Origin of the sequence: Anabaena lutea FACHB-196 (assembly GCF_014698305.1) — a bacterium.
GTDB classification, from domain to species: domain Bacteria; phylum Cyanobacteriota; class Cyanobacteriia; order Cyanobacteriales; family Nostocaceae; genus Anabaena; species Anabaena lutea.
The window spans coordinates 57,028-82,288 of record NZ_JACJST010000024.1 but is presented as its reverse complement, the minus strand read 5'-3'; the positions used below and the strand labels follow the sequence as shown (position 1 = coordinate 82,288).

Genomic DNA, 25,261 nt, shown 5'->3' with positions numbered 1-25,261 from the left:
TTAATAATTTTTTGTGTGTTTTATTCTGAGCCAGAATCATAAACCACCTCAAATTACTTTAAGGTGTGGAATCTGATTGTTCAGCATCTTTTCGATCTGGATTAATCAGCACTATTTGTCGCTGACTGGGATCAAATCGGTATGATTGTTCTTGCCTAATACTCTTAGCTTGCTGGGGATCAAAGTTACGGCTAAATTCTGCTCGTAAAGTATTAACACGTCCTTCTACCAGCTTGACTTCTGTGCGAATTTCTCGCAACTTGTCTTGCTGTAACCAATGATAAGGCAAAAGTTGTACCAAGGCAGATACTGCTGCTGTAGCAATGACCAAGTTAACAGTTATCTTGGCTGTGGTTTCCAGCGCCATCACCTGATAAGAACGTTGGCGAAGATGTTTTTTTGGTCGAGGTAAAGCTCGACGTGGTTCTACTGGCTGTAGCTCCGGTCTGGATGGTTGAAACGCGTTCATGATGCTAAAAGTAGCCTCGCTGGTTGAAGGGAAGCACCGTCAAAAGCAAACTGGCGCTAATTGCGGCTTGATTTAGCTGCCATATTACTCCATTTTTTGTAAATTTCTACCAGTGTTACATGATTAAACAAAAATTACCTGGCGTATACAGGTACATTTCGCCAACTTAGCTCACAGCTTAAAGCCCCAAGCTTTTGGAAAATGTACCCTCTACTGCCAAGGTGATTAGTCTTGTGAACGTGTCACATCTGGGCTTTATTTGTAAAGTTCAGTAGCTAAACGCCAAGCGAGAATGCCTGGAATTAGAGCCACAGCTAGAGCGATGTACACTTGAGTATCAGATATAGGCATGGTGGAAACCCTCCTAACGTCAAACTAGATGAATAACCTTCGTTTACTACTTTTCACTGTTTTGCCAAGATTGGGGAATATCTTGTTACAAGATGCAACAAAAACCATGATGGGGAGACGCGGAGACACGGAGATGGGGAGATGGGGAGACGGGGAGAGGAAGACGCGGGGAGAGGAAGACGCGGGGACGCGGAGAAATAATTATCTACTGCGCCCTGCTTCTACTTCATGAACTGGTAAACAGGTAAATTTATGGTTTTATACTTGGGTATTGACTTTGGTACTTCTGGCGCACGGGGAGTTGTGATTGATGATGAAGCTAGGATTTTGTCCCAGATGCGTCATCCCTGGGAAATGGCGACTGATGCTGACTGGGTAACTTGTTGGGAAAACGCGTTATGGACGCTGTTAGCAGCAATCCCAGGGGAATTGGGGCGACAAATTGGGGCGATCGCAATCAACGGTACTTCTTCCACAATCTTGCTCACAGATGCCACTGGTGAGCCTGTAGATGCGCCATTGTTGTACAACGATGCACGAGGATCAATGGTGTTAAAGGATTTGATCAACATTGCACCACCCAACCATACCGTATTGAGTGCAACTTCCAGTCTTGCCAAACTTTTGTGGATGCAGCAATTACCTTCTTTTCACCAAGCTAGATATTTACTACATCAAGCCGATTGGTTGGCTTTTCTACTGCATGGACAATTAGGCATCAGCGATTATCACAACGCTTTAAAGCTGGGTTATGACGTGGAAAAGTTGCAATATCCACAATGGCTGGAAAAATTGCAAATTCCGATTCAGTTACCGCAGGTTTTAGCACCTGGTACTCCCATTGGCGAATTACGTCCAGAAATTGCCTCTAAATTAGGTTTACGGCGTGATTGTTTGGTGTGTGCAGGGACAACTGATAGCATTGCGGCTTTTCTGGCTAGTGGGGCAAAATTGCCGGGGGAAGCAGTAACTTCTTTAGGTTCCACTTTGGTACTCAAACTTTTGAGCCGTACCCGTGTAGAAGATGCGCGATATGGAATTTATAGCCATCGTTTAGGTGATTTGTGGCTGACTGGGGGTGCTTCTAATACTGGTGGTGCAGTGTTAAAGAATTTTTTCACTGATGAGGAATTAGTCAGCTTAAGTCGGAATATTGATGTATCAAAACCGAGTAAATTAGATTATTATCCCTTGTTGAAGGAAGGCGATCGCTTTCCCATTAATGATCCCCAACTACTTCCAAGACTAGAACCACGTCCAGACAATCCTGGAGAGTTTTTACATGGCTTGTTAGAAAGTATGGCGCGGATAGAAACGCAAGGTTATGAATTATTACAACAGCTAGGTGCTGACCAATTAACTCGCGTTTATACTGCTGGTGGTGGAGCAGCGAATTCTGCTTGGATGGGTATTAGAGGTAGATATTTAAAAGTTCCTGTTACTGCCTCTACAAACACAGAAGCAGCTTATGGGACGGCGCTTTTGGCAATGCATAAATTAGGAACTTCTTATTTAGTAGGATCGCTATAATTTGTATTATGCAAAAAAAAGTGAAAGTTAAACCAAATTCCCAACAGCAGAAAATTGTAGAGGCAGAAGATGGTAGTTTAATTGTTAATTTAAAATCACCACCAGTTGATGGTCAAGCCAATGAAGAGTTAATTAAGCTATTAGCAGAAAAGTTTGATGTACCTAAATCCTATATCAGAATCAAGTCAGGTTTATCATCTCGGCAAAAACTTGTAGAAATTGATGATGTATATAGAATTAATATTTGATTTTTGAAATATACGTAGGCATTGCTCACCCTACACTACTTAAATTTTTTCAAATATCATTTATGATTCCTATAGAATATTTTATTGGCAAAGCCAAATTATTTAATTTTTACTTTTTCGTTCTTACTAACTTCTAAAGGTAAGAAAATCGTCAGCACTTCCCCATATTGAGGACTCTGACGCACAATCAACTTACCACCAATCGCTTGAAACAGATGCTTAGTTGCCGCAATATTTAAACTAATTGTTCCTGTTTCCGGTTGGAACATTAATAACTGACCTAAAGATTTACGAATTGGTAGTGTTGCAGTTCTGCTTGAATCGTGACAATCCAATTGAGGAGATAATTGTAACTTGAGTTGATCACCTGCGGGACTAACCTGAACTTGAATAGAACTACCGGGAGGTAAACTACGGGTAAAATTTTCCATTAAGCCAGTCAGTACCCGGTCTAGCATAGCAGGATTACTTACCACCGTTGGCAACTGCTGAGGTAAAGCCACATCTAAAGTTAAATTTCGTCGAGTTGCTGCTTGTTGCCAACGAGGGATACTTTGCTGCAATACTTGATCTAGAGACATGGGCGTTAGTTGTGTATTCGCAGATTTAGCTGCCGCACAAGTTTCTAATTCAGCTGCTTTAAACAACAACTCCATACGATCAATTTGCTCAGTACATTCATGATCAATAACTCCTAAGCGATTAATTACAGTATTAGGTAAATCCTTTCGCTTGAGTAGCAACCGAGTCAAAGTGCGAATTGTTGTCAGTGGGGTGCGGACTTCGTGAGCAAAGGCTTGTAGTAATTCTACATCTGGGCGAGAAGATGGTTTTGCTGACGGGGAAACAGGAATATGCTGAGGTGGGGAAATAGGAGGAGTATGTGTAACTTTATCCGCTTCTGGCTCCTCTAATTCCTGAAGCAGCAACTGGCTAAATTGAATTATAGTCTGATAGTTTGGTGCAACTGGGGCGTACTTTTCGACTAAAACGTCTAACTCAGCGAATAACTCTGGATTAGTCAAGATTACCCTAGCGCCGAGCGATCGCCAAGCCTGCTGCACTACCTCTGGTTCAAAGGAAAATAAAAATTCTTTTTTACCGCTTTTGTGTTCTGACAAAACCAGAACTAATCTAAATTTTTCTGTGAATACCAAGCAAAATCGCTCTGATCCTAGAGGATCAGCAGGTAATAAAGGTAAGATAGATTCATCAGGATTGATTTCATCAGGTTCGTAACCGCAGCCCCTCACTCGCGTAGCGTTTGGGAGAGAAGACATCACTTCTGGTGCTACTACACTCCCCGCCATTGCTGGTGAGATGTGAAAGGGCATCAAAGCCAATGGATTAAAAGGTTTTGCTGTAAAAGTTACTGTTTGTAAACTTTGAGTCAGTTTTGGTTGACTAAATAAGGGTGCTGGTGCAGTTAAAACTAAACCTTGAGTGATGTCAGGCGAAGTTGTTGCTAAAGAATTGTGTAGTAGATGTTCTGTAGCTGCCAAACTGATGCGCCATTGCTGCTCGGCTTTGGCAGATGAACAATCAGCCATACTTGATTGGCTCTGGGCTAAAACTTCCCTCAAACTTGGCAAGATCCATTCGTACACAGGTTTTCACCCCTTCGTTGATTCAATAGCGTCTGACAGCAGCTAAAGCAGACATTGCACTACATACTTACGAGGTTATAGTGATTTCTGTACTAATGACAGTCGTAGAACCGAACAATTAAGGCGAAATTTCCCCTGGATTGATAATTATCAAGCAGAGGGGAGCATGAAGTCAGCCAATTACCTCTTCCCCTATCACCCCACAATTTATAAAATTGTCATGGAAGATGCTTCAAACTGCTCCAAATCTGATAACATCAAGTGACCTATGTGGGACAGCATGATCTACCCTTAAAAAGCGGCTAAGACTCTAACTCATGTCAATAGAGAGTCTTTAGGCAAATACCAGTCCCCACAAGTCTGTAACCATCCAGAAAATTGAATTGGCACTTGTCAGTATAGGCTAATGGATTTGAGCCGACAGAAGTTGTCCTAGTTTCAATTTTCTGCAAATCCTGTGCTTGCTTAAGCACTAATTTTTTCTTGTGTTTAATTTCTGTTTTAAGATTCGCTCCTGGGCATCACACAATCAGTAAATCGCTTCAAGTACTCAATTGGGAGATAAACATGAAAAAACTAATTCCTTTTCTCGTTAGTGGCATTTTAGTAGCGGGCGTTTTTGGTTGCCAAGAAGCTCCTAAAACTGGTTCAGAAGTTCCTGGTACAACCAATGAATCCCCTTCAGTACCAGCAAAACCTGCATCTGAAACTACACAAACCACAGATAAAACTGCTCAACCTACACCAGAAGCTACAACCACACCAGGAAACACAACTACAAAAATTACTCCTGGCACAAAAATTACTCCTGGGGCTACCAACGCTACCAGCGACTTGGAAACCGAAGTTAGCAAAAAGTTAAAAGCAGCTTTACCTAGCAATAAGTTGGAAGTAGAGAATAAAGAAGGTGAAATTATCCTCAAAGGTGCAGCTACTTCTAAGGAAGAACTCAAAAAAGCTGAAACTTTGGTTAAGGAAGTCAAAGGTGTGAAAACCGTTAAGGTAGAAGCAACAGTTACACCTGTGAAGAAGCCATAAACTTATAAATCAAAAAGGTTATGTGACAGGCATCTTGCCTGTTTTACGGAATGATTTATTTGAGCAAAAATCATTTCTGAAATCGATATCGAAACTTGTCAGGATTTACACTTACAGTAAGTCCTGTTTTTTGTTTGCTTAAGTACTTATTTTGAATTTGGGATATTACAGCAGATTGCAAGTTACAGGAGGTATAGCAGGTGACTCTTAACAGGTGACAGAAAGGAGGAAAGAGGTAATAGTTGTGTTTCTTTCTTATGTTGCAGAAGCGCAAACCGCTCCCGTTTGTACGATTTTAGATTGTGAAACACAGACAGGTAATGGTTTCGGGCTATCCATCTGTCACAATCATTTTTCAATTTAGTATAAATAGACTGAAGAGAAAAAAGGCTATAATACTTGCAATATAAGAGTTTTAACGTCTTCTGATCAAAAAATAATCCCAATTTCCGATTCCGGTTTCTACCTGTTGGGGATATGCGGAAATGGCAATATATTGTTACAATACTTAACAACGTTCATAAACTCGGTGGCTTTCTTCATGATAGTTAAGACACTTCCCCCTAGTTACCCATCAAGTCCGGAGGACAGTCACGCAGGCGAATTGTCCGTGATTGAAGTAGTACCAGAAAATGTTACACAAACCTTGGTTAACAATTCGCCACAATTTTCAGCATCGCCAGAACAGACAATCCTAGCTACAGCTAAAGCTGAACCAGAGATGCTGCTTTATGATCCTGAAGAGATCCGATCCTATTACAAAGACAAACCTTGGCAGGTTTTTCGGCGGATTTTGGCAGTTTTACAACCAATCTTGTCCTTTGTTTTGGGAATATGGTGGGATAAGAAACGGGGAATTGTCGTCAAAAATGATAGCCGACGAGCCATTGAATTACGAACTTTGCTGACAAAATTGGGGCCTGCTTACATCAAAATTGGACAGGCTTTGTCTACTAGGCCGGATTTAGTTCCTCCGGTGTATCTGGAAGAATTAACTAAACTACAAGATCAATTACCACCTTTTGCTAACGAAATAGCTTACCAGTTTATCGAAGAAGAGCTAGGAGCAACCCCAGAGAATATTTACGCGGAAATTTCCATCGAGCCAATTGCGGCAGCTTCCTTGGGACAAGTTTATAAAGGTAAGCTAAAAACTGGGGAAGAAGTGGCGATTAAAGTCCAGCGTCCAGATTTGCGAGAAAGTATCACTATTGACTTGTATATTTTGCGCTTTTTGGCTGGTTTGGTGCAGAGAAAAGTCAAACGGGTACGGAGTGATTTAGTCGGGATTTTGGATGAATTGGGCGATCGCATTTTTGAAGAAATGGATTATATCCACGAAGGCAAAAATGCTGAACGCTTTTTTAAATTATACGGTCATATGCAAGACATATATGTACCGAAAATTTACTGGGAATACACCAATCGTCGTGTGTTGACGATGGAGTGGATTAATGGCATTAAATTAACCCAAGCACAAGAACTTCAGGAACTAGGCATAAACGCCCGTTATCTCATTGAAGTAGGTGTACAGTGTTCCCTGCGTCAATTATTAGAACATGGGTTTTTCCATGCTGACCCCCACCCTGGCAATTTGTTAGCCACCTTTGATGGTAAATTGGCTTATCTTGACTTTGGGATGATGAGTGAAATTAAGCCACCACAGCGCTATGGTTTAATTGAAGCGATAGTCCACGTCGTTAACCGTGACTTTGACTCATTAGCACAAGACTACGTTAAATTAGAATTTCTCACCCCAGAAACAGACTTAACACCAATTATCCCGGCGTTTTCCAGAGTATTTGCTAACGCCCAAGGTGCAACTGTAGCCGAACTCAACATTAAAAGCATCACCGATGATTTATCAGCTTTAATGTATGAGTATCCTTTCCGCGTACCTCCCTACTATGCTTTAATTATTCGTTCTTTAGTGACTTTGGAAGGTATTGCTATTTATATCGATCCTGATTTCAAAGTTCTCAGTGAAGCTTATCCTTACGTTTCTAAACGCCTGTTAACAGATCCAGCAGATGAATTAAGAACATCATTGCAAGAGTTACTATTTAAAGATGGAAAATTCCGTTGGAATCGCCTAGAAAACTTGTTAACAAATGCCAGGAAAAATCAAGAATACGATTTAAACTTAGTATTAAATCAAGGAGTCGAGTTTCTGTCTTCGGAACGAGGTGCATTTATTCGTGACAGGTTGGTCGATGAGTTTGTCAACGGAATTGATGCTCTCAGCAAAAATGCCATGCATAATTTTACTTATGTACTCAGAGAAAGGGTAGGTTTGACAGCAGTTAATGAAATGCCCGGTGCTACATTAGAACAACAACAAACCTTAGATAATATCAGACGCATTTTTGGTATTCTTCGACAAACAAAGGGATTTGATCCTGCTCAACTTGCTCCTCAGGTAGCTCAGATAATTGTTAACCCAAGAGTGCATCATTTAGGTCAACAAATTGCTAATCGCTTTACAGAAAAAGCTGTCACAAGGTTAATTCGCCAATTATTAGCATCAGAATAAAATAGGTAATTGGTAATGGAGATTGGGGGTTAGGGATTCATCAAAGTTTCTCCCATCTCCTAGAACACCAATTCAGTATTCAAAATTATGAATAAAAAAATTAGTTTTTTCTCATTCTTACACGCATACTCTAGAGTGGACATGATAACACTCAGTTATTAGGAAAAACACTCTGCAAATCACGATATCCACTGACAACACGCAGAATTTCGACATTATCCTCAAGAACTTGATAAAAGACGATGTAATCCATCATCAAAAGTCCTCGTAAACCAGGTCTTAGTCGAGCGTAGGACTTACCGATATATGGAAAACGTGCAAGGTGTTGGCACTTTTGGTTGAATGTTTGTACGAAGCGATCGCCAGCATCCACGCTTATCTCCAGAAAATAATCAGAAATTGCTTCCAAGTCTCGGCTGGCGGTCGCCGTAATCCGTAAATACTTCATGCTAAGGCGGCTTTGGCTGCTTCCACCTTATTGCGTAATCGAGCTAGTACCACATCTGCATCTAAAACATCACCTCGCTCTGATGCCTGTACACCTTCTTCGATCTTTAGTCGTGTTTGTTCGACCCAAGCTAGGTATTCTGGAGTTTCGTCTGAATCTTGTTGTATGATCTCGTCAGCAAGTAGAATAAGAGCTGTGTCAATTGCATCTTCTAGAGAAGCATACCCACCCTGCTGCGAGAGGGATTCAAGAATTTGGCTCTGCTGTGAACTAAGAGTGATTTGCATATCTATTCAGTACTTGAGGCTATTCGTTAGGATTTGAAAGAAGGGGTCATAGTTCTAAATATAGCTGTATTAGTGCTGCGATCGCTAACGCACCTTACAAAAGCGGCGATCACACTAACCTTTGGGCTGGATTTGTTTATTAGCGGTTGATATTTCTTGCTTCTCAATGTCGCCTAACGCTTTACCGAAAAAGTCTTTCCATTCCAACAGTCCGTTTGCACTACGCCCCATTATTACCTTTGCTGCTGCTGATGGGCTATTAAACAAATAATCCGATTGAAAAACAAGTTTGTCATCTGATTTAACGATAATTTTATTCTCGATAAGTTCATTCCTCAGTTTATCAAGTCCTCTTTCACTATAATGTTTAACAGTATCAGCCGCAATCTCAGAGTTGCGAAAAACAACAAATCCATCTGATGTTCTTTTACCTTCTGCGTTAGCACCTCTAGCTGCCTTTATGTATAGTTTTTCATCATCATTATCACTGAATGGCTCTTGCTTTATAATCGACTCAAAAACTTTAAAACCCATCGTATTTATGAGAATTTTGATATACTCAATAAATTCTTCCATTTCTGCTTGATCAGACTCTGAAATAGAACTTTTTGTTGGAGTATTGCTGTTTTCTATATCATATCTAGATGCCGTATTTGCGATTTCAAACAATCTTGACTCTAGGTATTTTATATGTGCTTTATTAAGGTTTTCATCTTTACTAATGAATACGACTGCTTCATTCCAAAATTCTTTTTCTGATACATGGGTAACAAGTCTAGAATAAGCATTTTCAGCCTCACCAATATAAACTTTAGCTTTATCAGTAGATGTCTCAGGTTTTCCAAATAATAAGTAAACTGCGGTGCTTCTAAGGTCTTCTCTGTCAGAGCAATCTTTGACTTTGCCTCTGGGAATTCTGTAAGCTTTTCCTGTCCAATTAGATAGTTCGCAGACTATCCTTCCATCCGGATCTGAATCCATCAAAAAAAGTTTTATTGTTTTTCCATATTTATTTGCGTACATAAGACTTACTAGAAAAAGCTAAAGGATAAATTGAGTTGGTAGCGATCGCTACCAACTCAATTTCAAAATATCACACTTTTGTCTACTCATATGCCAGAGGAAAGGAAATATTACGAATTACCTTGTTGATCTGTTTTTTCCCGGTTAATACTTTCTTCTAAAGCTTGAATTTGTTCACGACGAGCTTCTAATTCCAAGGAACGACGTGCTAAATCCTGGTTTTGCAATGTTAGAGATTGTCGCCAATTTTCCGCTTTATCTGCTTCCTGTTGTAAAAACTCTGGAGTAATACCAGTTGTGAGGTAGGTTTGCACTACATTCAGTATCCAACTGGTAGCATCTTCAATTCTTTCAACTTCACCTGTAGGGGAAAGCTCTACTAACACCAGCATTTTTTCACTCAATGTGTTTTCTTTTCCCAGGAGAATAAACGCCTCTTCGGAAATCATTGACCAACAATATTCAGTTTCCTGACTTGCTAATAAGTGTAATTGATACTGGTCTAAAAATTCGTTTTTACGTACTTGGGCTAGGTATAGCATTGTCGCTATTAGGTAATTGGTAATTGGTAATTCGTAATTGGTGATTGGTAAGTTTATTCCTATCACCAATCACTTGTTATAAAGTACGCAAGCGAACGCGCAAAATTTCAGCTTGTTTCTCAGCCTCTGCTAAAGCATCCCGTACACCTTGAACTACATCTGCGGGAGCTTTATCCACAAACTTAGGATTACTCAGTCTATAACTTAAAGATGCAGCTTCAGCTTCGGCTTTGCTGATACTCTTCTCTAGTTTGGCACGGAGAGCTTCAATATCGACAACACCTTTTAAGGGAATTACCACTTGGACAGTACCGACAACACCAGCAATAGAATTGTCTGATTCCTCGGTTTGGGTAGCTTCTGACTGTGATATATTTTGGCTATCAGTTGGCTCAGACGAACTGGTAAATAACTTTTGTCTACCTTCCGCAGTCAGTATATTGCGAACAACAAACCAACCAGCATAACCAAGACCAACGGTTTCAAAGAAAGTCCCAAAAAGAGGAAGACGCAAAGTTGCATTCCCGACAATAATACCCACTCTTAAAAAAACAAGTCCGACAATAATTAAGCCAATAGCTTTTAAACCCTTGAAAGCTGATTTAGTTGAAATTGAGGGTTTTTTGGGTTCATCAATCAGAGTCTTGTCAGTAATAGTTAAAGTTTCTACCTTGGCTAAATCTTGAATATAAGACTGTCCTGCATTGAGGATAAAACGTTCCTTTTCGCTTTCACTTTGCAAATTAGCTGTGATTTTTACCCCTGGTTTGATATCAGCTTCAGCCCGTAAATTGCGAATTGTGCGAATAGTATTAATTAACAATTCAAACTGTTCTTCCAATGTTTGGTCAATTAATTTTTCATCCGCTTCAGGATAGGGCTGTAAGGCTAGAATTTGGGGATTTTCTGCTGGTTGTTGAGTGAGAGTTTGCCAAATTTCCTCAGTAATATGAGGCATAAAGGGATGAAGTAGTTTTAGAATTCCTGCCAATACATCAGCGAGAATTTGTTGAGCAACTTTGCGAGATGTGGGATCTGCATCTTTCTGTAATCGGGATTTTACTAATTCAATATACCAATCACAGAAGTCACCCCAAATAAACTCATAAAGTCCCTTAGCTGCTTCTCCTAAACCGTAATTGTCGATGTAATTCGTGGTTTGTCTAACTACTTGATGATAACGGGAAATAATCCATTTATCACTGAGTTCTGTCGGCTCAGGTTTACCCAATTGTGCCGGAGTTTGCCCATCCAAATTCATCATTACAAATCGAGCAGCATTCCATAACTTATTGGCAAAGTTACGAGATGCTTCTACAGATGTTGATTCATCTTTTTTGCGGTCATATTCTAGACGAATATCTTGACCAGCACCTGCTACTTCTTTAATTAAGGTATAACGAAGGGCATCAGTTCCATATTTGTCAATTAGCAATAACGGGTCAATACCATTATTTGCTGATTTCGACATTTTCTTATTATTTTCATCCCTGACTAAGCCGTGAATGTAAACAGTTTTAAACGGCATTTGTCCAGTGAAATGTCCCGCCATCATTGTCATTCTCGCCACCCAGAAAAAGATGATATCAAAACCTGTAACTAAGGTGGCGTTGGGGTAGTAAGTTGCTAAATCAGGGGTTTGTTCTGGCCAGCCTAAAGTTGAAAATGGCCAAAGTCCAGAAGAAAACCAAGTATCTAAAACATCGGGGTCTTGTTCTAATTTGACATTTTCCCCAAATTGTGATTTGGCTTTTTCCCAAGCTTCTGTTTCCGTTCGCGCTACGAAATGGGGTGTTGAGTCTGTGATTTGTCCGTCGGTTTCGCTGACAGCGTACCAAGCAGGGATTTGATGACCCCACCACAGTTGACGAGAAACACACCAGTCGCGCAAATTCAACAACCAATCACGATAAACCTTAGCCCAACGTTGGGGGACAATTTCTGGGGAATTTTGCTGGTCGAGGAATTCGAGAGTTTTGTCAGCGAGGGGGCGAATTTTGACAAACCACTGGGTAGAAAGGAGAGGTTCAACGGGGACTTTTCCGCGATCGCTATAAGGTACTGTATGTTTATAATCTTCTATCTTCACCAAAACCCCATCTGCTTCAAGGCGAGAAACCACATTTTTCCTAGCCACAAAGCGGTCTTGTCCTTGAAACTCCCCAGCATTTTCGTTCAGAGTGCCGTCTTTATTCATAATATTGATAAACGGCAAATTATGACGTTTACCCATTTCAAAATCATTGGGGTCATGGGCTGGAGTTACTTTCACGCAACCAGTACCGAAAGCCGGGTCAACCAATTCATCACCAATAATGGGGATTTCTCGGTTCATAATTGGCAAAATCAGGGTTTTACCAATTAAATGTTTATACCTTTCGTCATTGGGGTTAACCGCAACTGCTGTATCACCTAGCATCGTTTCTGGTCGAGTTGTCGCCACTTCTACAAAACCAGAACCGTCACTCAGCGGATAGCGGAAGTGCCAAAGATTACCATTTACCTCTTTTGGTTCCACTTCCAAATCAGATACCGCAGATTGAGAAGCGGGACACCAATTAACCAAATAGTTCCCCCGATAAATCAGTCCCTCATCATAAAGGCGGATAAATGCTTCTAAAACAGCTTTCGATAAACCTGCATCTAAAGTGAAGCGTTCCCGCGTCCAGTCTACCGAAACACCCAAACGGCGCAGTTGATTAACAATTGTACCCCCAGATTCCGCTTTCCATTGCCAAGCCCGTTCTAGGAATTTTTCGCGTCCCAAATCATAGCGAGTTTTACCTTCAGCCTTGAGTTGCTTTTCGAGAATAGTTTGTACAGCAATGCTGGCGTGGTCGGTTCCGGGTAGCCAGAGGGTATTGCGTCCTTTCATGCGATGGTAGCGCACCAGGCTATCAATCAACGCACTTTCAAAGGCGTGACCCATATGCAAACTGCCGGTCACGTTGGGGGGAGGAATGACGATACAGTAGGGTTTGCCCTTGTGGTTGAGGTCAGCTTTGTAAACTTGGTTGTCTTCCCAGAATTTTTGCCATTTGGCTTCTGTGGAGAAGGGTTCGTAGAGACTAGGTAAATTGGGAATAGTTGCGGTCATGCTGGGAATAATCAGTTTTTGAGGACTCTGATCAATTTTGCCACAGAGATGGAGAGGGGATAACCTAATAGTATCTTTTTGGTAAGTACAGCACTTACAAGTGCGTACTTTTTATTATCAAGGGGTATGGTTTATTATAGTAATAGTTTAAAGCCGATTTACCAGTTTGTTTATCAACATCAAGGTTGATTACTAACTAACAAAAAAGCTGATTATTTCTGCAATTAAATACATCTTTACAGTGAGGTGAAATCATGTCTCAAAATACAATTAACTACATTATTCATGATGGAAATGCACGTGGTCATAGTCAGATTGACTGGTTAGATAGTTATCATACATTTTCTTTCAGTCATTTTTATGATGCAAACCGCATGGGATTTCGTTCTCTGCGAGTCATCAATGATGACAGGATTGCTGCTGGGGCTGGATTTCCTACTCACGGACATCGAGATATGGAAATTCTCACCTATGTTTTGTCAGGTGCAGTTGAACATAAAGATAGTTTGGGTACAGGTTCGGTAATTCGTCCCGGTGACGCACAAATTATGAGTGCTGGGACTGGTATTATGCACAGTGAATTTAATTTCTCACAAACTGAAGAACTGCACTTACTGCAAATCTGGATGTTACCAGATACCCTAGGATTAACCCCACGGTATGAACAAAAAACTTTTTCTGTAGAAGAAAAACGGGGAAAACTACGTTTAATTGCTGCTAAAGATGGACGTGATGATGCGGTGACTATTCACCAAGATATTGATTTATACGCATCTATTTTAGAACAAGGAGACATTATTAATTATCGCGTCCAGCCTCATCGTTATGCCTGGTTACAAATCGCAACAGGTGAAGTAATTTTAAATGGTAAAGAACTTAGAGCAGGGGACGGAGTACAAATTACTGGAGAAGAGCAACTAGAAATTAGTACCAATCTCAGAGGGGAAATCTTGCTTTTTGACTTAGCTTAAACAGCAATTAATCCCAGCGCTGACAATTTGTTCCTGTTAATATTGCCCTTCCAGACAATATTTGACAATCAGCAGGCAGTTTCTGCTATCAGCAGCACGTTCGTAGACAACATGATCTGCCAAGCGTCGAAGCAGAAACCATCCATACCCTCCTACTTGTAGAGTACCTGGCTCTGGCTCGACTATAGCATCAGGATTAAAAGGTTTACCATGATCCCAAATTCTGATCTCTAAACGGTCATTCCACAGACTCAATTGAATTTCTATGTCTGTTTCTGGTGGTAATGCTCGATGAGCGTGACGAACTGCGTTGGTAAAGCCTTCTGCTAATGCTAAGTTGAGGCGATAAAGTTGGCTTTCTGACCAGCCAAATTCAGATAAATATTGGAGAGAAAATTTTTCAAACCATTGTTGTACGTGGTTTAGGAGCTTAAGATCGCTCTTCACCGTCAGATGGTCTTGCTGCACTGTGGTAAGCATTGACCTTGACTTGAATGTAGATAAGTGAAAAATGGTGTTGTTTGTTTTTGGGCGATTTTGGATTGAGGAATAGTTTTTATTTTCCATCCACAACTGAAAATCTCAGATCCAGCTTAAACTATTAAAATTTACGCCTGTTTGTTTTCAAAAGCATATCCAAGCTAGAACTATGAGCAGCTAAAGCGCCGTTGATGACTTAAAGGTCAGCCAGTTTTTAGACTCACTCATAACTTTAGTATAATATGCTCTTGAAACTCACAGGCGTAACAGCGCTTTGTGGCAACTAATTTAGAACAGTCCCAAAGTCAGAGATTTGTCTAATGGTAACGCAGCACCAATACCTAACCACACGGTGACGAGAGTACCAAACAGAAATACTGTTGTGGCTACTGGACGACGGAAGGGGTTTTGGAACTTATTAACGTTCTCAATAAAGGGAACGAGAATTAGCCCCAAGGGTACGGAGGCCATTGCTAATACTCCTAACAGCTTGTTAGGTAGTGAGCGCAAAATCTGGAAGACTGGGTATAGATACCACTCTGGCAAAATTTCCAAGGGGGTAGCAAAAGGATTAGCTGGTTCACCTGTCATTGCCGGATCTAGCACCGCTAGAGCCACAATACAAGCAAATGAACCCATAATTACGATGGGAAATACATACAGCAAATCATTTGGCCAAGCGGGTTCACCATAGTAGTTGTGTCCCATGCCTTGGGCAAGTTTGGCTCTTAACTTAGGATCGCTCAGATCGGGTTTTTTTTGCGTTGACATTTTTAAAAGTACTCTCCTGCTGAAGTTGAGTTAGAGCATTGGTGAAAGCCATCAGATGTTTAGGTAATCGGCTCTAAGTACATCTGGTGGAAAGGCATATTTTTTAGCCCAGTGTTTACAACTTTCACCGTTTACAGGTTCAGATAGTAGTGTTTGTTTAGAACTTATGTTTTTTCTGTTTCCTAAGTTTAAAACAAACAACACTGATCTGGAAACTGAATCATGCCTTTTCGCTAATGACTTTAAATTACAAAGGACCGGAAATACCTTGTTTGCGGATCATCAAGAAGTGGAACAGCATGAAGACTGCAATTAACCAAGGTAGAACGAAGGTGTGAGCGCTGTAGTAGCGAGTTAGTGTTGCTTGACCAACACTGGAACCACCGCGCAGTAGGTCGGAGATGAGAACGCCAACTACGGGAATTGCTTCTGGTACACCACTAACAATTTTCACAGCCCAGTAACCAACTTGATCCCAAGGTAGGGAGTAGCCTGTCACACCGAAGGAAACGGTGATTACAGCTAGGATGACACCACTGATCCAGGTTAGTTCGCGGGGCTTTTTGAAACCACCTGTGAGGTAAACCCGGAAGGTGTGCAGAATCATCATTAGCACCATCATGCTGGCTGACCAGCGGTGAATGGAGCGAATTAGCCAACCGAAGTTGACTTCATTCATGATGTACTCTACTGAGGAGTAAGCTTCAGTGACTGTCGGCTTATAGTAGAATGTCATCGCAAATCCAGTAGCAAACTGGATCAGGAAGCAAACTAGGGTAATTCCACCTAGACAGTAGAAGATATTGACGTGAGGAGGGACGTATTTGCTGGTTACGTCTTCTGCGATCGCTTCGAGTTCTAAGCGCTCCTCAAACCAGTCATAAACATTGGCCATACAATCTCAAATTCCTAACAATCGGTTGCGGTTGATAAATCTCCCAATAGCAATTTTGGGATTTTCACAAAGATGAGTTTTCTTCAGAGTGATTAAATTTTTTCAGAAACTTAACACTCTGTAAATATGGAATATATTGCTTCCCCTTTGCAAGCTAACGCCAAAAACGTTGGCTACAAGGTAGATTTTATCGTTAATGAAGAGGGTTTGACCCAAATCAGTTGACATAACAACTTGATGAGAGCAATGCACGTCTTCTATAAAAAAAGTAACATAGTCGAGAGATAGATTTCATAAACAATCGGGTATTTAGTCAGTTCTAGGGAATTTGGGTTGAGGTGGAATTGAAGATGGGGTTCATGAATAAACAGGTTTTGCGGCTGGGATTTTGTTTAGTTTTGGCTTTTTGCTTGGGTTTTGGCTCATTCATCCAACCAGCATCAGCTTTGACGCAGGAGCAGAAATTAGTTTCTGAGGTTTGGCGAATTGTCAATCGCTCTTATCTGGATGAGACGTTTAATCATCAAAACTGGGCTGATGTGCGGCAAAAAGCTCTAAAAAAGCCGCTGAATAACCCTGAAGCAGCTTATGGGGCAATTCAAAATATGCTTAAGAGCCTTGATGATCCTTTTACTCGGTTTCTAGATCCAGAGCAGTACCGCAGTTTGCAAGTTAATACTTCTGGAGAACTAACAGGTGTAGGTTTACAAATTGCCCTCAATTCCCAGACTGGTAGCTTGGAAGTAATTACACCTATTGAAGGTTCTCCAGCCCAGAAAGCGGGACTCAGACCACGCGATCGCATTTTGAAAATTGAAGGATTATCTACAGAGAATCTCACTCTTGACGAAGCAGCGGCGCGGATGCGTGGACCAATCGGTAGTATTGTAACTCTCTTGATTGCACGAGAGGGAGAGGCAGAAAAGGAATTTATCTTAATGCGCGATCGCATTGAACTTAATCCTGTGGTAGCTGAATTGCGTTTGTCCCCCCAAGGGCAACCCATTGGCTACCTACGCCTAACTCAATTTAATGCTAATGCCTCTATGGAATTGGCGCACGCTATTTCTAGTTTAGAAAAAAAAGGCGCTGCTGCCTACATTCTCGATTTGCGAAATAATCCAGGGGGACTATTACAAGCTGGAATTGAAGTCGCTAGGCAATGGTTAAACTCAGGCACAATCGTTTACACTGTCAACCGACAAGGTATTCAGGGGAATTTTGAAGCTGCTGGTACAGCCCTGACAGAAGATCCTTTGGTGATTTTAGTCAATCAAGGAACTGCCAGCGCTAGTGAGATTCTAGCAGGTGCGTTGCAAGATAATGGTCGCGCTCAGTTAATAGGTGAAACTACCTTTGGCAAGGGACTAATTCAGTCCTTATTTGAATTGTCTGATGGTTCGGGTTTGGCGGTGACAATTGCTAAATACGAAACTCCTAACCACCGAGACATTAATAAGTTGGGTATTAAACCAGACAAAGTAATTACCCAAGAACCAATTACCCGTCAGCAAATTGGCACAGAAGCCGATAGTCAATATCAAGCTGCTGTGGAAGTGTTGACTAAAAATTTGGTAGTAGTTGGGAAGGCTTGACACGGAGACGCGGTGATGGGGTGATGGGGTGATGGGGTGATGGGGTGATGGGGTGATGGGGTGATGGGGAGACGCGGTGAGAAAGAGAGATTGTCTTCTGATAGTCAACTCTTTCCCCCTATCCCCGTGTCTTCTTTTCCCATATCTCCGCGTCCCCGTGTCTCCGTGTCTCCGTGTCCTCTTGTCCCTGCCCCCTGCCTTCTGCCTTCTGCCTTCAATTATCCATTACCAATCGTTGATAAGCTTGGTCTAGAAAACGTTTGCCTCGGAGAAAGCCTAGATTAGCGCCGGGGCAAATGTACTGTAAAGTTTCAGGTGTAAAGCGATCGCGCAAGGCTTGAAGACTTTTAAGTTGTCTTGGCCAGTGAAAAGTCTTTGGTGTGCGGAGTGGAACCAGTTCACCTTTTTGGTTAGGAAGTAAATGCCGTCCAGAAAATAGCACGCCCCCAAATTCACGATAGTATAGACATGATGAGCCGGGAGAATGGCCTGGTGTCCAAATTGCTTGTGCTGTGTTATCAAGAGTGAATTCTTGACCAAAGGTGGTGACAATTGAGCCAGGTAATAAATAAGCTTCTTGTTCTTGAATAAGAATTTCACAGTTAAAGATTTGCTGAATTTCTGCCGCTTTGCCAATAGCACCGCGATGAGTGATAAACAACCAACGCACACCCCCACATAAGCTCATAAAATCCTGATTTGTCTTGTCTAAAGCGGGGCAGTCTATCAGGATATTACCTTCATTCCTGAAAATCAAGTAAGAAGTTCCCCCTAATGTATCCCTATTAGGTGGAAATGCAAAAATGGTTTTGAGTGCGAAGTTTGTCGGTAAGTTTTCTTCTCTAGGCACTTCGTCAGAAAGTACAGTTATTGGTGGCTTAGTCCTAGGACTTGGCTGTTGAGGTAAGAAAGACATAAATAAACAAACCAAAACTGAGGAGTGATGAACAATCAGGTTACAGTGTATTTACCCAACGCTGTTAACTGTAGTTGAAAAATTAGGAATTTCAGTCTTTTTTGTAGTCATGATCTTTGACAAAGACTACAGGTAGGCATTCTGTCAAAACTGGTGAAGATAACATGGCATTTTGGTTTCTCCTGTTACTAGGACTAGCTACTTATCTAATAATTCAGCGCAGCGTGGCTCAAATCACCCGAACCCCTGTGTGGTTGTTGTGGCTGGTGTTAATGACACCATCTTTTGTGTTGACTGCTTGGACGCTGATCTATGGTGCTAAACAACCGCCTCCAGCAACGCTGATTATCTGGCCTTCAGTTGTATCGCTGCTGTTATACTGGCTGTTATTTCAGTGGGGTCGGCGAGTACCAGGAGATACACAGACTCAACCTTCTGACGCGGTATTACCATCAGCTAATCATTCTAACCCAGTGCCAACACCAGTACGTCCTATTGAGCCAGCAGAAGAAACTCAACTGCGAAATTGTTTTTCTTGGTCTGTATACTATATCCAAAACATCGAGTATCGACCTCAAGCAGTGATTTGTCGGGGTCAGTTGCGAACTACACCAATTAATGCTTATCAGCAGATTAAAACAAATATTGAATCAGTATTTGGCGATCGCTTCTTGGTAATATTTCAAGAAGGTATAAACGATAAACCTTTTTTTGTACTCGTTCCCAATAGTCAAGCTGCTAAACAAAGTAACAACAGCAAGCGAGAAAATTTAACTCAACCAGTCGTAGCACTCATACTCTTAGCAGCTACTTTAATAACTACTACTTTGATGGGTGCGAAAATTGCTGGTGTTGAATTAACACAAGTAGAATCTGACCCAACTATCTTTCTCAAAGGCTTACCCTATGCATTAGGGTTAATGACTATTTTAGGTATTCACGAACTTGGTCACTATTTCACGGCTCGATTCTACAAAATTCGCTCGACACTGCCTTACTTTATTCCTGTACCATTTTTCCTGGGAACTTTTGGGGCATTTATTCAGATGCGTAGTCCGATTCCCAACCGCAAAGCTTTATTTGATGTCAGTATAGCTGGGCCGATTGCGGGTTTTGTTGTGACCTTGCCTCTACTCCTATGGGGGTTAGCTCATTCGGAAATAGTTCCTCTCAGCGAAAAACCCGGACTTTTGAATCCTGATTCTCTTAATCCCAAATATTCAATTTTATTAGCATTGCTGGCAAAGTTAGCATTAGGAAGTGAGTTAACAGTAAAATCAGCTATTGATTTGCATCCAGTTGCAGTAGCTGGGTTTTTAGGACTGATTGTGACGGCATTAAACTTGATGCCCGTGGGACAACTTGATGGTGGACATATTGTCCATGCAATGTTTGGACAACGCACCGCAGTTGCTATTGGTCAAATTGCTCGTTTATTGTTATTACTACTTTCGTTTATCCGAGAAGAATTTTTATTGTGGGCAATTATTTTATTATTCGTGCCGTTGATTGATGAACCTGCACTGAATGATGTCACAGAACTTGATAATAAACGTGATGTTTTGGGATTAGTGGCAATAGCTTTATTATTGTTGATTGTGCTGCCATTACCTGAATTCTTGGCTCGTGTATTGCAAATTTAGAAGCTGGGCTTGAGGGAAATCCAAAATCCAAAATTCAAAATTCAAAAATAATAGGACTTACGCAAAACAGAACCAAAGTAGCGGTAATTCATGAATTACCGCTACACAGGAATAAGGTTTTCAGTCACATCTTGCGTAAGTCCTAAATAAAAAATAAAAAGCAAGCCCGACGGTGCGGGCTTTGCTGTTGTAGTATAAAGTTTTAGCTTGCGGTGGCTGTAACTGCATTAGCCGCTTCAGTAGCCTTTGTGGATACAGCAGTGCTACCCACGCGAATTTCCGAAGTGAAGGAAGCCATGCTAAAACCGCCAAAACGCTTCAAGACACTGACCCGCATCCGCAAATTGGGACTAGCAAACCACAACCGTTCTTCAGACCACATGGTTTCATACTCAGTAATGAGAGTAAGAGCGCCATCATTGCCCATTTTATAGCTGCCAGCGACGGGGGCTTTCTCTGCGTAACCCATTTCCCGCAGTAACTTACCTTCATCTGGATTATCCGCACTAGGTACTGTGGCTAAAACGGTAGAACCTTGGTGTTTTTCCTCGTCCCATTCCATTGTGCCGTTCCAGGTAACTCGCGCACCACAGGAAGCCGCACTAGGTTCAATTTCATACTGTTGACATAGTTTAATTACCTCTGGATGATCTGCTTCCAGCATCTCAATCACGATATCTGATTTACCGTCTTCCGATTGCTTAAAAGCCAAATGGTGACTTGTGCGATGAGAAAACCATTTACCAGCACTTAATTCAAAAAACTCTTCAATATTCATGAATCAAAATTTTCTAAATCCTACTTTTATTATTAAAAACTAGCAGGAGTCCTTTAACTTAAACTTGGTTGCCTATTTCTTCCAGTCTTTTGAGAGAAATTGTGGCAGCTTCCGCAACGTGGGGATGACTGTCTTTTTCTAAATATTTCAAAGCTGAGATACTCTTGGGACTGGGCAAATTACCCAAAGCTTCTGCAAGTCGCTGCCGCACTAACCAATCCTCTGCTTGAGCAAAACGGAGAATCTCAGCCACAGACTCAATAGATTTAATTTCTCCCAAAGCGGAAATAGCCGCTTGTTGGATGACTACTTCTTCGCTATCGAGTGCTTTAGTCAAAATTTCACGGGCGCGGGGGTCTTTAATATTACCGAGAGCTACAGCCGCACTAAATCTAACTAGCCAATCAGTATCTTCATAAAAGGCCCGTGATAAAGCTTCTAAGGCTCGGTTATCACCTAAATAGCCTAAAGCCCCAGCAGCATCTGCGCGGATACCATAATCGGGGTCAGTTTCTAAAATTCTCACCAAGATAGGATAACATTCTGGGGTTTGCTTGATACCTAGAGCAAATACTGCCATTGAGCGCAGTTGCAGAGATTCATCATCTAAGACCTTTTTAATTAAAGGTACAGCATCCTCTGGGGAGATATGGCGTAAGCTGGCAAGAGCTACCATGCGATCGCGTAAATTTGGACTTTCTAACTGAGTAGAAATTATCTCTAAGCTGGGAGTATTCATTTAATTTACTGCACTTTCTTAATTTATCTTTACTTTAACTTAATTAACTACCTATGCCCCAGGTGTAAGTCTAATGTATTCCAGTTATCTCTCAGATCCCACCCCTAACTGTGCCTCAGGTGTGAAGAGAAGAATCAAGGCTAAACGTAGGGTTAAAGGTACGACTGTAGAGTACAGCGTCAAACCTTCAGGAGAATCACAATGGTTCAACTTAGCGAACGTCCAGGTGTCAAACAAATCACAAGCTTGCAAGATAAGTTTATCTACGAAGTTGGTGCGATGTACGATGCTGAAAATCGCTTCTTAGAAGCACAGCAGATGATGTGGCAATGTTGTCAAAACAACCAGTGTAAGTCTCTAATTGAGACCCATATTCGTGAAACCGAGCAGCAAATCCGAAATCTAGAGCAGGTTTTCAGCACTTTGAAACAGCAACCACAACGAGTTACTTGTGAAGCTGCGGCTGGTGTGATTAGTGATGGTCAAAAATTCATGCTACTAGCTGCTAATAATCCCACAATTCTGGACTTAGGTCTAGCAGGAGTTCAGTCCAAAGTTGAGCATTTCGAGATTGCTTGCTATCGTGGCTTGATTACAGTTGCTGAACGGATGGGACAACAAGAAGTAGTGCAGTTGCTACAGCAAAACTTGCACCAAGAAGAGCAGACAGCACAAAAAATTGACCAGTTGATACCGCAGTTACTTCAAGCAGCACAATCTGGTAACGGCAAGACTACTAAATCTCGCTAATTTACAGCGATTTGCATTCAAATAACTCACATTGTAGAGACGTTTCAGGAAACGTCTCTATCTTCGTTTGACAGAAAAACCTTTTACAAACTCCTTGCAAAATTTATCTGCAAGGGATTAATCCTACAGACTAGGTGGCAAAATCACAGTATCAATTACATGAATAACACCATTGCTTCCTTGAATATCTGCCTGAGTTACCTGAGCATCATTGACTGTTACACCTGTAACCTTATCAACTTTCACATTAATTGGATCACCTTGTAAGCTTTTGACTTCACCACTTTTCAAATCGGTAGAAAGTACTTTACCTGGCACCACGTGATAAGTTAAAACTTTCACTAATACTTCTTTGTTTTCTGGCTTTAACAAATCCTTCACAGCGTCTTGTGGTAAATCTGCAAAAGCTGCATCAGTGGGAGCAAAAACAGTGAAAGGACCATTTCCTTTCAATACTTCTGTCAGTCCAGCAGCGTTTAAAGCCTTGATTAAGGTTGTAAAAGAGCCATTTGATTCTGCTATTTCTACAATGTTTTTGGTTTGTGTTGTACTGGCAGGTGGTTGGGTTGTTGGAGTTGTAGTAGTTTCAGGTGTTTGAGTTCCTGGAGTGGTGGGAACTTCTGTCTCCGGTTTCACGGGTTGAGTTTGTCCAGATGTATTACGACCTCTATACCTCGGCTCATTGAAAATGCTTGGTTTAGGATTGAGTACTCCACTTCCACCTTTCTGCTTCACCTGGATTTTGCCCTTAGTATTGCCCTTTTCGGTGGATAGGGGTTGATAATTTTCTGGAATTCTTTGACTCCGATTATAGGGAGCTTCGTTGAAAATATTCGGCTGAGGATTTAGGACTTCTTTGGCTTCAGATGGTAAAGTAATCAGGAGACTAAAGCCAGTTATGCCGACGATACCCGCCAATTTGGTCAATAATTTGCTGTAATTTGCATTCATAAATTGTGTTTGTCTTCTTTGTTAACGAGCTACATAAAAACTTATAACATTTTGTTAAACCAAAATCTAACCAGAACTGTAAATCAGATTTTTAGTCCAAATTCAGACTAGGTCGTGATGATAAGCTAGTACTGCTTCTCTAGGAGATGCTACGTGTTGGCAGAATTTAAATTTTAAAATTTAAAAGGCTGATGAGGAGGGCTGTTTAGAAATTTTGTAGCTTGCTTCCTCATGTGAGTATGGTCGCTGTATTTAGGCCGCAGTGTCAGATGTTAGGCTGACAAATTGCACTTTTGGGTTGAGGGGGAGAGGTTTTGCGACATTTGTCCCAAAAATCAATATGTGCAACTTAAAAGCGTGATAGCTTACTAGTGTAGCATGGCGAAAACAACTAAAAACCAGCTTTAGAAAACTCCAAAAAATAAATTATCCAATTTCACAGAGAGCAAGATCGCTCCCGTACTCTAAAAGCAATGGGATATTATTTTATGTCGAACTCTATTATTTCCTCCTTCCTCCAGTTTTCTCCCCCTTTTGCCTTCTTGCACTAGGTTAATCCATATGAAACTAAATTATTGTTTTCGGAATTTTATTTTTTAATGTGCTGGTAAAAATATTTTTGTTAGCTATTAATAAAGACAAAAATTTGGACAAATTTTTACTTTATTTTTCATGAATTTACCAATATAATAATTTAATAACTCGAAAAATTACTGTACCTAAAGATAGAATTGTCAAGTCAATAAATAAGGTGAGTGACCAAGTATACAATATGCTGGAATTATATCAGTGGGAATTATCTCAATATTCTGAAAAAGTGCGTCTATGCCTTGATTATAAAGGGTTGGAGTATCGCAAAATTGAGGTGACACCAGGAATTGGACAAGTAGAATTGTTTCGTTTAACAGGTCAGAATCAAGTACCCGTATTAAAGGATGGTCATAAATATATTGTAGACTCCACGGAAATAGCTAAGTATTTAGACTCCGAATATCCAGATCGTCCACTGATACCAACAGATAAGAAAAAACGCGCTCAGGCTTTATTGCTAGAAGATTGGGCAGATGAGACTATTGGGATTAAGGGTAGAAAAGCTTTGTTTGCGGCGATTAGTCAAGATCAAGATTATCGTAAGTCTTTATTACCTGTTTCGACACCAGATATTTTCAAAAGTATTGTAGAAGGTGTACCCAGTGATTTTCTCTCGGTTTTGGGTTTTGGGGTGGGTTTGACCCCAGATGTGATTAGTGCCGCGATCGCTAGTCTAAAACAAGATTTAGACATTCTCACAGAATTATTGGCAGATAGTCCTTATTTGTTGGGAGATGAACCAACCATAGCTGATTTGACAGTTGCAGGATTGTCGATATTGTTGAAGTTTCCAGAAGGCTCTTACTTGGATTTACCAGCATCTCTCAGAGGTAAAGGAGTCCCTGGTTTAGCGGATAATCCTGATTATGAACCATTCTTCACTTGGCGCGATCGCATCTACGCCCAATTCAGAAAACCCCTATCAACCATAACTCCAACGCCAGGAAGTGCGCCAACTTCAATTCAAATTGATTAAGTAATTAGGTGATAGGTGACAGGTAAGACTTT

At 41.0% G+C, this 25,261-nt stretch carries 25 protein-coding genes; 10 read left to right on the top strand and 15 right to left on the bottom strand.

Features of this window, described 5'->3' with window-relative positions:
- Nucleotides 1–58 precede the first annotated feature (58 nt).
- Nucleotides 59–469, bottom strand: a complete 411-nt coding sequence (locus H6G59_RS21675; RefSeq protein WP_190718265.1) for a slr1601 family putative cell division protein — start codon at nucleotides 467–469, stop codon at nucleotides 59–61.
- Between the two features lie 255 nt (nucleotides 470–724).
- A complete protein-coding gene (gene psaM / locus H6G59_RS21670) occupies nucleotides 725–820 on the bottom strand; it encodes a photosystem I reaction center subunit XII (protein ID WP_006196319.1) in 96 nt (31 codons plus the stop codon).
- Nucleotides 821–848: 28 nt separating this feature from the next.
- Here psaM and H6G59_RS21665 point away from each other — a divergent pair, with 28 nt between their 5' ends.
- From H6G59_RS21665 to H6G59_RS21655, 3 genes are read left to right on the top strand one after another with little or no spacing between them, the layout of a single operon-like run.
- Nucleotides 849–1,052 (top strand): hypothetical protein, encoded by a 204-nt coding sequence (locus H6G59_RS21665; RefSeq protein WP_190718262.1) that lies wholly within the window; start codon nucleotides 849–851, stop codon nucleotides 1,050–1,052.
- A gap of 20 nt (nucleotides 1,053–1,072) precedes the next feature.
- A complete protein-coding gene (locus tag H6G59_RS21660; RefSeq protein ID WP_190718260.1) occupies nucleotides 1,073–2,350 on the top strand; it encodes an FGGY-family carbohydrate kinase in 1,278 nt (425 codons plus the stop codon).
- 8 nt (nucleotides 2,351–2,358) lie between these two features.
- The gene (locus H6G59_RS21655; protein ID WP_190718257.1) at nucleotides 2,359–2,598 is read left to right on the top strand and encodes a DUF167 domain-containing protein; all 240 of its coding nucleotides are present in this window, start codon (nucleotides 2,359–2,361) and stop codon (nucleotides 2,596–2,598) included.
- A gap of 98 nt (nucleotides 2,599–2,696) precedes the next feature.
- Here H6G59_RS21655 and H6G59_RS21650 read toward each other — a convergent pair whose 3' ends face one another.
- The gene (locus tag H6G59_RS21650) at nucleotides 2,697–4,205 is read right to left on the bottom strand and encodes a histidine kinase (RefSeq protein WP_190718254.1); all 1,509 of its coding nucleotides are present in this window, start codon (nucleotides 4,203–4,205) and stop codon (nucleotides 2,697–2,699) included.
- Between the two features lie 567 nt (nucleotides 4,206–4,772).
- Here H6G59_RS21650 and H6G59_RS21645 point away from each other — a divergent pair.
- Nucleotides 4,773–5,243, top strand: coding sequence for a BON domain-containing protein (locus H6G59_RS21645; RefSeq protein ID WP_190718251.1), 471 nt, complete (start codon nucleotides 4,773–4,775; stop codon nucleotides 5,241–5,243).
- Nucleotides 5,244–5,784: 541 nt separating this feature from the next.
- Nucleotides 5,785–7,776: an ABC1 kinase family protein gene (locus tag H6G59_RS21640; protein ID WP_190718248.1), complete on the top strand. Its 1,992-nt coding sequence runs from the start codon at nucleotides 5,785–5,787 to the stop codon at nucleotides 7,774–7,776.
- 151 nt (nucleotides 7,777–7,927) lie between these two features.
- Here H6G59_RS21640 and H6G59_RS21635 read toward each other — a convergent pair whose 3' ends face one another.
- From H6G59_RS21635 to H6G59_RS21615, 5 genes are all read right to left on the bottom strand, one after another.
- Nucleotides 7,928–8,224: a type II toxin-antitoxin system RelE/ParE family toxin gene (locus tag H6G59_RS21635; protein WP_127054924.1), complete on the bottom strand. Its 297-nt coding sequence runs from the start codon at nucleotides 8,222–8,224 to the stop codon at nucleotides 7,928–7,930.
- The gene (locus tag H6G59_RS21630; protein ID WP_127054925.1) at nucleotides 8,221–8,511 is read right to left on the bottom strand and encodes a type II toxin-antitoxin system ParD family antitoxin; all 291 of its coding nucleotides are present in this window, start codon (nucleotides 8,509–8,511) and stop codon (nucleotides 8,221–8,223) included. Before H6G59_RS21630 ends, H6G59_RS21635 begins: the two co-directional genes overlap by 4 nt.
- Before the next feature lie 114 nt (nucleotides 8,512–8,625).
- Entirely contained in the window at nucleotides 8,626–9,534 is a 909-nt protein-coding gene (locus H6G59_RS21625) for a GIY-YIG nuclease family protein (RefSeq protein WP_190718244.1), read from the bottom strand.
- A gap of 110 nt (nucleotides 9,535–9,644) precedes the next feature.
- Nucleotides 9,645–10,076 (bottom strand): hypothetical protein, encoded by a 432-nt coding sequence (locus H6G59_RS21620; protein ID WP_190718241.1) that lies wholly within the window; start codon nucleotides 10,074–10,076, stop codon nucleotides 9,645–9,647.
- A gap of 76 nt (nucleotides 10,077–10,152) precedes the next feature.
- Complete coding sequence (locus H6G59_RS21615; RefSeq protein ID WP_190718239.1) at nucleotides 10,153–13,173, bottom strand: valine--tRNA ligase; 3,021 nt, start codon at nucleotides 13,171–13,173, stop codon at nucleotides 10,153–10,155.
- A gap of 254 nt (nucleotides 13,174–13,427) precedes the next feature.
- Between H6G59_RS21615 and H6G59_RS21610 the strand changes: the two genes are divergently transcribed.
- Nucleotides 13,428–14,144 (top strand): pirin family protein, encoded by a 717-nt coding sequence (locus H6G59_RS21610; protein ID WP_190718236.1) that lies wholly within the window; start codon nucleotides 13,428–13,430, stop codon nucleotides 14,142–14,144.
- Between the two features lie 36 nt (nucleotides 14,145–14,180).
- Here H6G59_RS21610 and H6G59_RS21605 read toward each other — a convergent pair whose 3' ends face one another.
- From H6G59_RS21605 to petB, 3 genes are all read right to left on the bottom strand, one after another.
- The gene (locus H6G59_RS21605) at nucleotides 14,181–14,624 is read right to left on the bottom strand and encodes an ATP-binding protein (protein WP_127054930.1); all 444 of its coding nucleotides are present in this window, start codon (nucleotides 14,622–14,624) and stop codon (nucleotides 14,181–14,183) included.
- A gap of 288 nt (nucleotides 14,625–14,912) precedes the next feature.
- Nucleotides 14,913–15,395: a cytochrome b6-f complex subunit IV gene (petD, locus tag H6G59_RS21600; RefSeq protein WP_190718233.1), complete on the bottom strand. Its 483-nt coding sequence runs from the start codon at nucleotides 15,393–15,395 to the stop codon at nucleotides 14,913–14,915.
- Nucleotides 15,396–15,642: 247 nt separating this feature from the next.
- Nucleotides 15,643–16,290 carry a cytochrome b6 gene (petB, locus tag H6G59_RS21595; protein ID WP_190718230.1) on the bottom strand — a complete coding sequence of 216 codons (648 nt, stop codon included), beginning with the start codon at nucleotides 16,288–16,290 and terminating at the stop codon, nucleotides 15,643–15,645.
- 350 nt (nucleotides 16,291–16,640) lie between these two features.
- On the opposite strand from petB, the gene ctpA reads away from it, so the two are divergent.
- On the top strand, nucleotides 16,641–17,885 hold the full coding sequence (gene ctpA / locus H6G59_RS21590; protein ID WP_190718226.1) for a carboxyl-terminal processing protease CtpA: 1,245 nt from the start codon (nucleotides 16,641–16,643) through the stop codon (nucleotides 17,883–17,885).
- A 214-nt stretch (nucleotides 17,886–18,099) separates the two neighbouring features.
- On the opposite strand, the gene H6G59_RS21585 is transcribed toward ctpA, so the two are convergent.
- Complete coding sequence (locus tag H6G59_RS21585) at nucleotides 18,100–18,801, bottom strand: MBL fold metallo-hydrolase (protein WP_190718223.1); 702 nt, start codon at nucleotides 18,799–18,801, stop codon at nucleotides 18,100–18,102.
- Nucleotides 18,802–18,965: 164 nt separating this feature from the next.
- Between H6G59_RS21585 and H6G59_RS21580 the strand changes: the two genes are divergently transcribed.
- Entirely contained in the window at nucleotides 18,966–20,444 is a 1,479-nt protein-coding gene (locus H6G59_RS21580; protein WP_190718320.1) for a site-2 protease family protein, read from the top strand.
- Between the two features lie 202 nt (nucleotides 20,445–20,646).
- Here H6G59_RS21580 and H6G59_RS21575 read toward each other — a convergent pair whose 3' ends face one another.
- Nucleotides 20,647–21,222, bottom strand: coding sequence for a phycobiliprotein lyase (locus H6G59_RS21575; RefSeq protein WP_190718220.1), 576 nt, complete (start codon nucleotides 21,220–21,222; stop codon nucleotides 20,647–20,649).
- A 58-nt stretch (nucleotides 21,223–21,280) separates the two neighbouring features.
- Nucleotides 21,281–21,961, bottom strand: coding sequence for a HEAT repeat domain-containing protein (locus tag H6G59_RS21570; protein WP_190718217.1), 681 nt, complete (start codon nucleotides 21,959–21,961; stop codon nucleotides 21,281–21,283).
- Nucleotides 21,962–22,162: 201 nt separating this feature from the next.
- Between H6G59_RS21570 and H6G59_RS21565 the strand changes: the two genes are divergently transcribed.
- On the top strand, nucleotides 22,163–22,711 hold the full coding sequence (locus H6G59_RS21565) for a YciE/YciF ferroxidase family protein (protein ID WP_190718214.1): 549 nt from the start codon (nucleotides 22,163–22,165) through the stop codon (nucleotides 22,709–22,711).
- 123 nt (nucleotides 22,712–22,834) lie between these two features.
- Here H6G59_RS21565 and H6G59_RS21560 read toward each other — a convergent pair whose 3' ends face one another.
- Nucleotides 22,835–23,662 carry a fasciclin domain-containing protein gene (locus tag H6G59_RS21560; protein WP_190718211.1) on the bottom strand — a complete coding sequence of 276 codons (828 nt, stop codon included), beginning with the start codon at nucleotides 23,660–23,662 and terminating at the stop codon, nucleotides 22,835–22,837.
- 772 nt (nucleotides 23,663–24,434) lie between these two features.
- On the opposite strand from H6G59_RS21560, the gene H6G59_RS21555 reads away from it, so the two are divergent.
- Nucleotides 24,435–25,229 carry a glutathione S-transferase gene (locus H6G59_RS21555; protein ID WP_190718317.1) on the top strand — a complete coding sequence of 265 codons (795 nt, stop codon included), beginning with the start codon at nucleotides 24,435–24,437 and terminating at the stop codon, nucleotides 25,227–25,229.
- The last annotated feature ends 32 nt before the right edge of the window (nucleotides 25,230–25,261 follow it).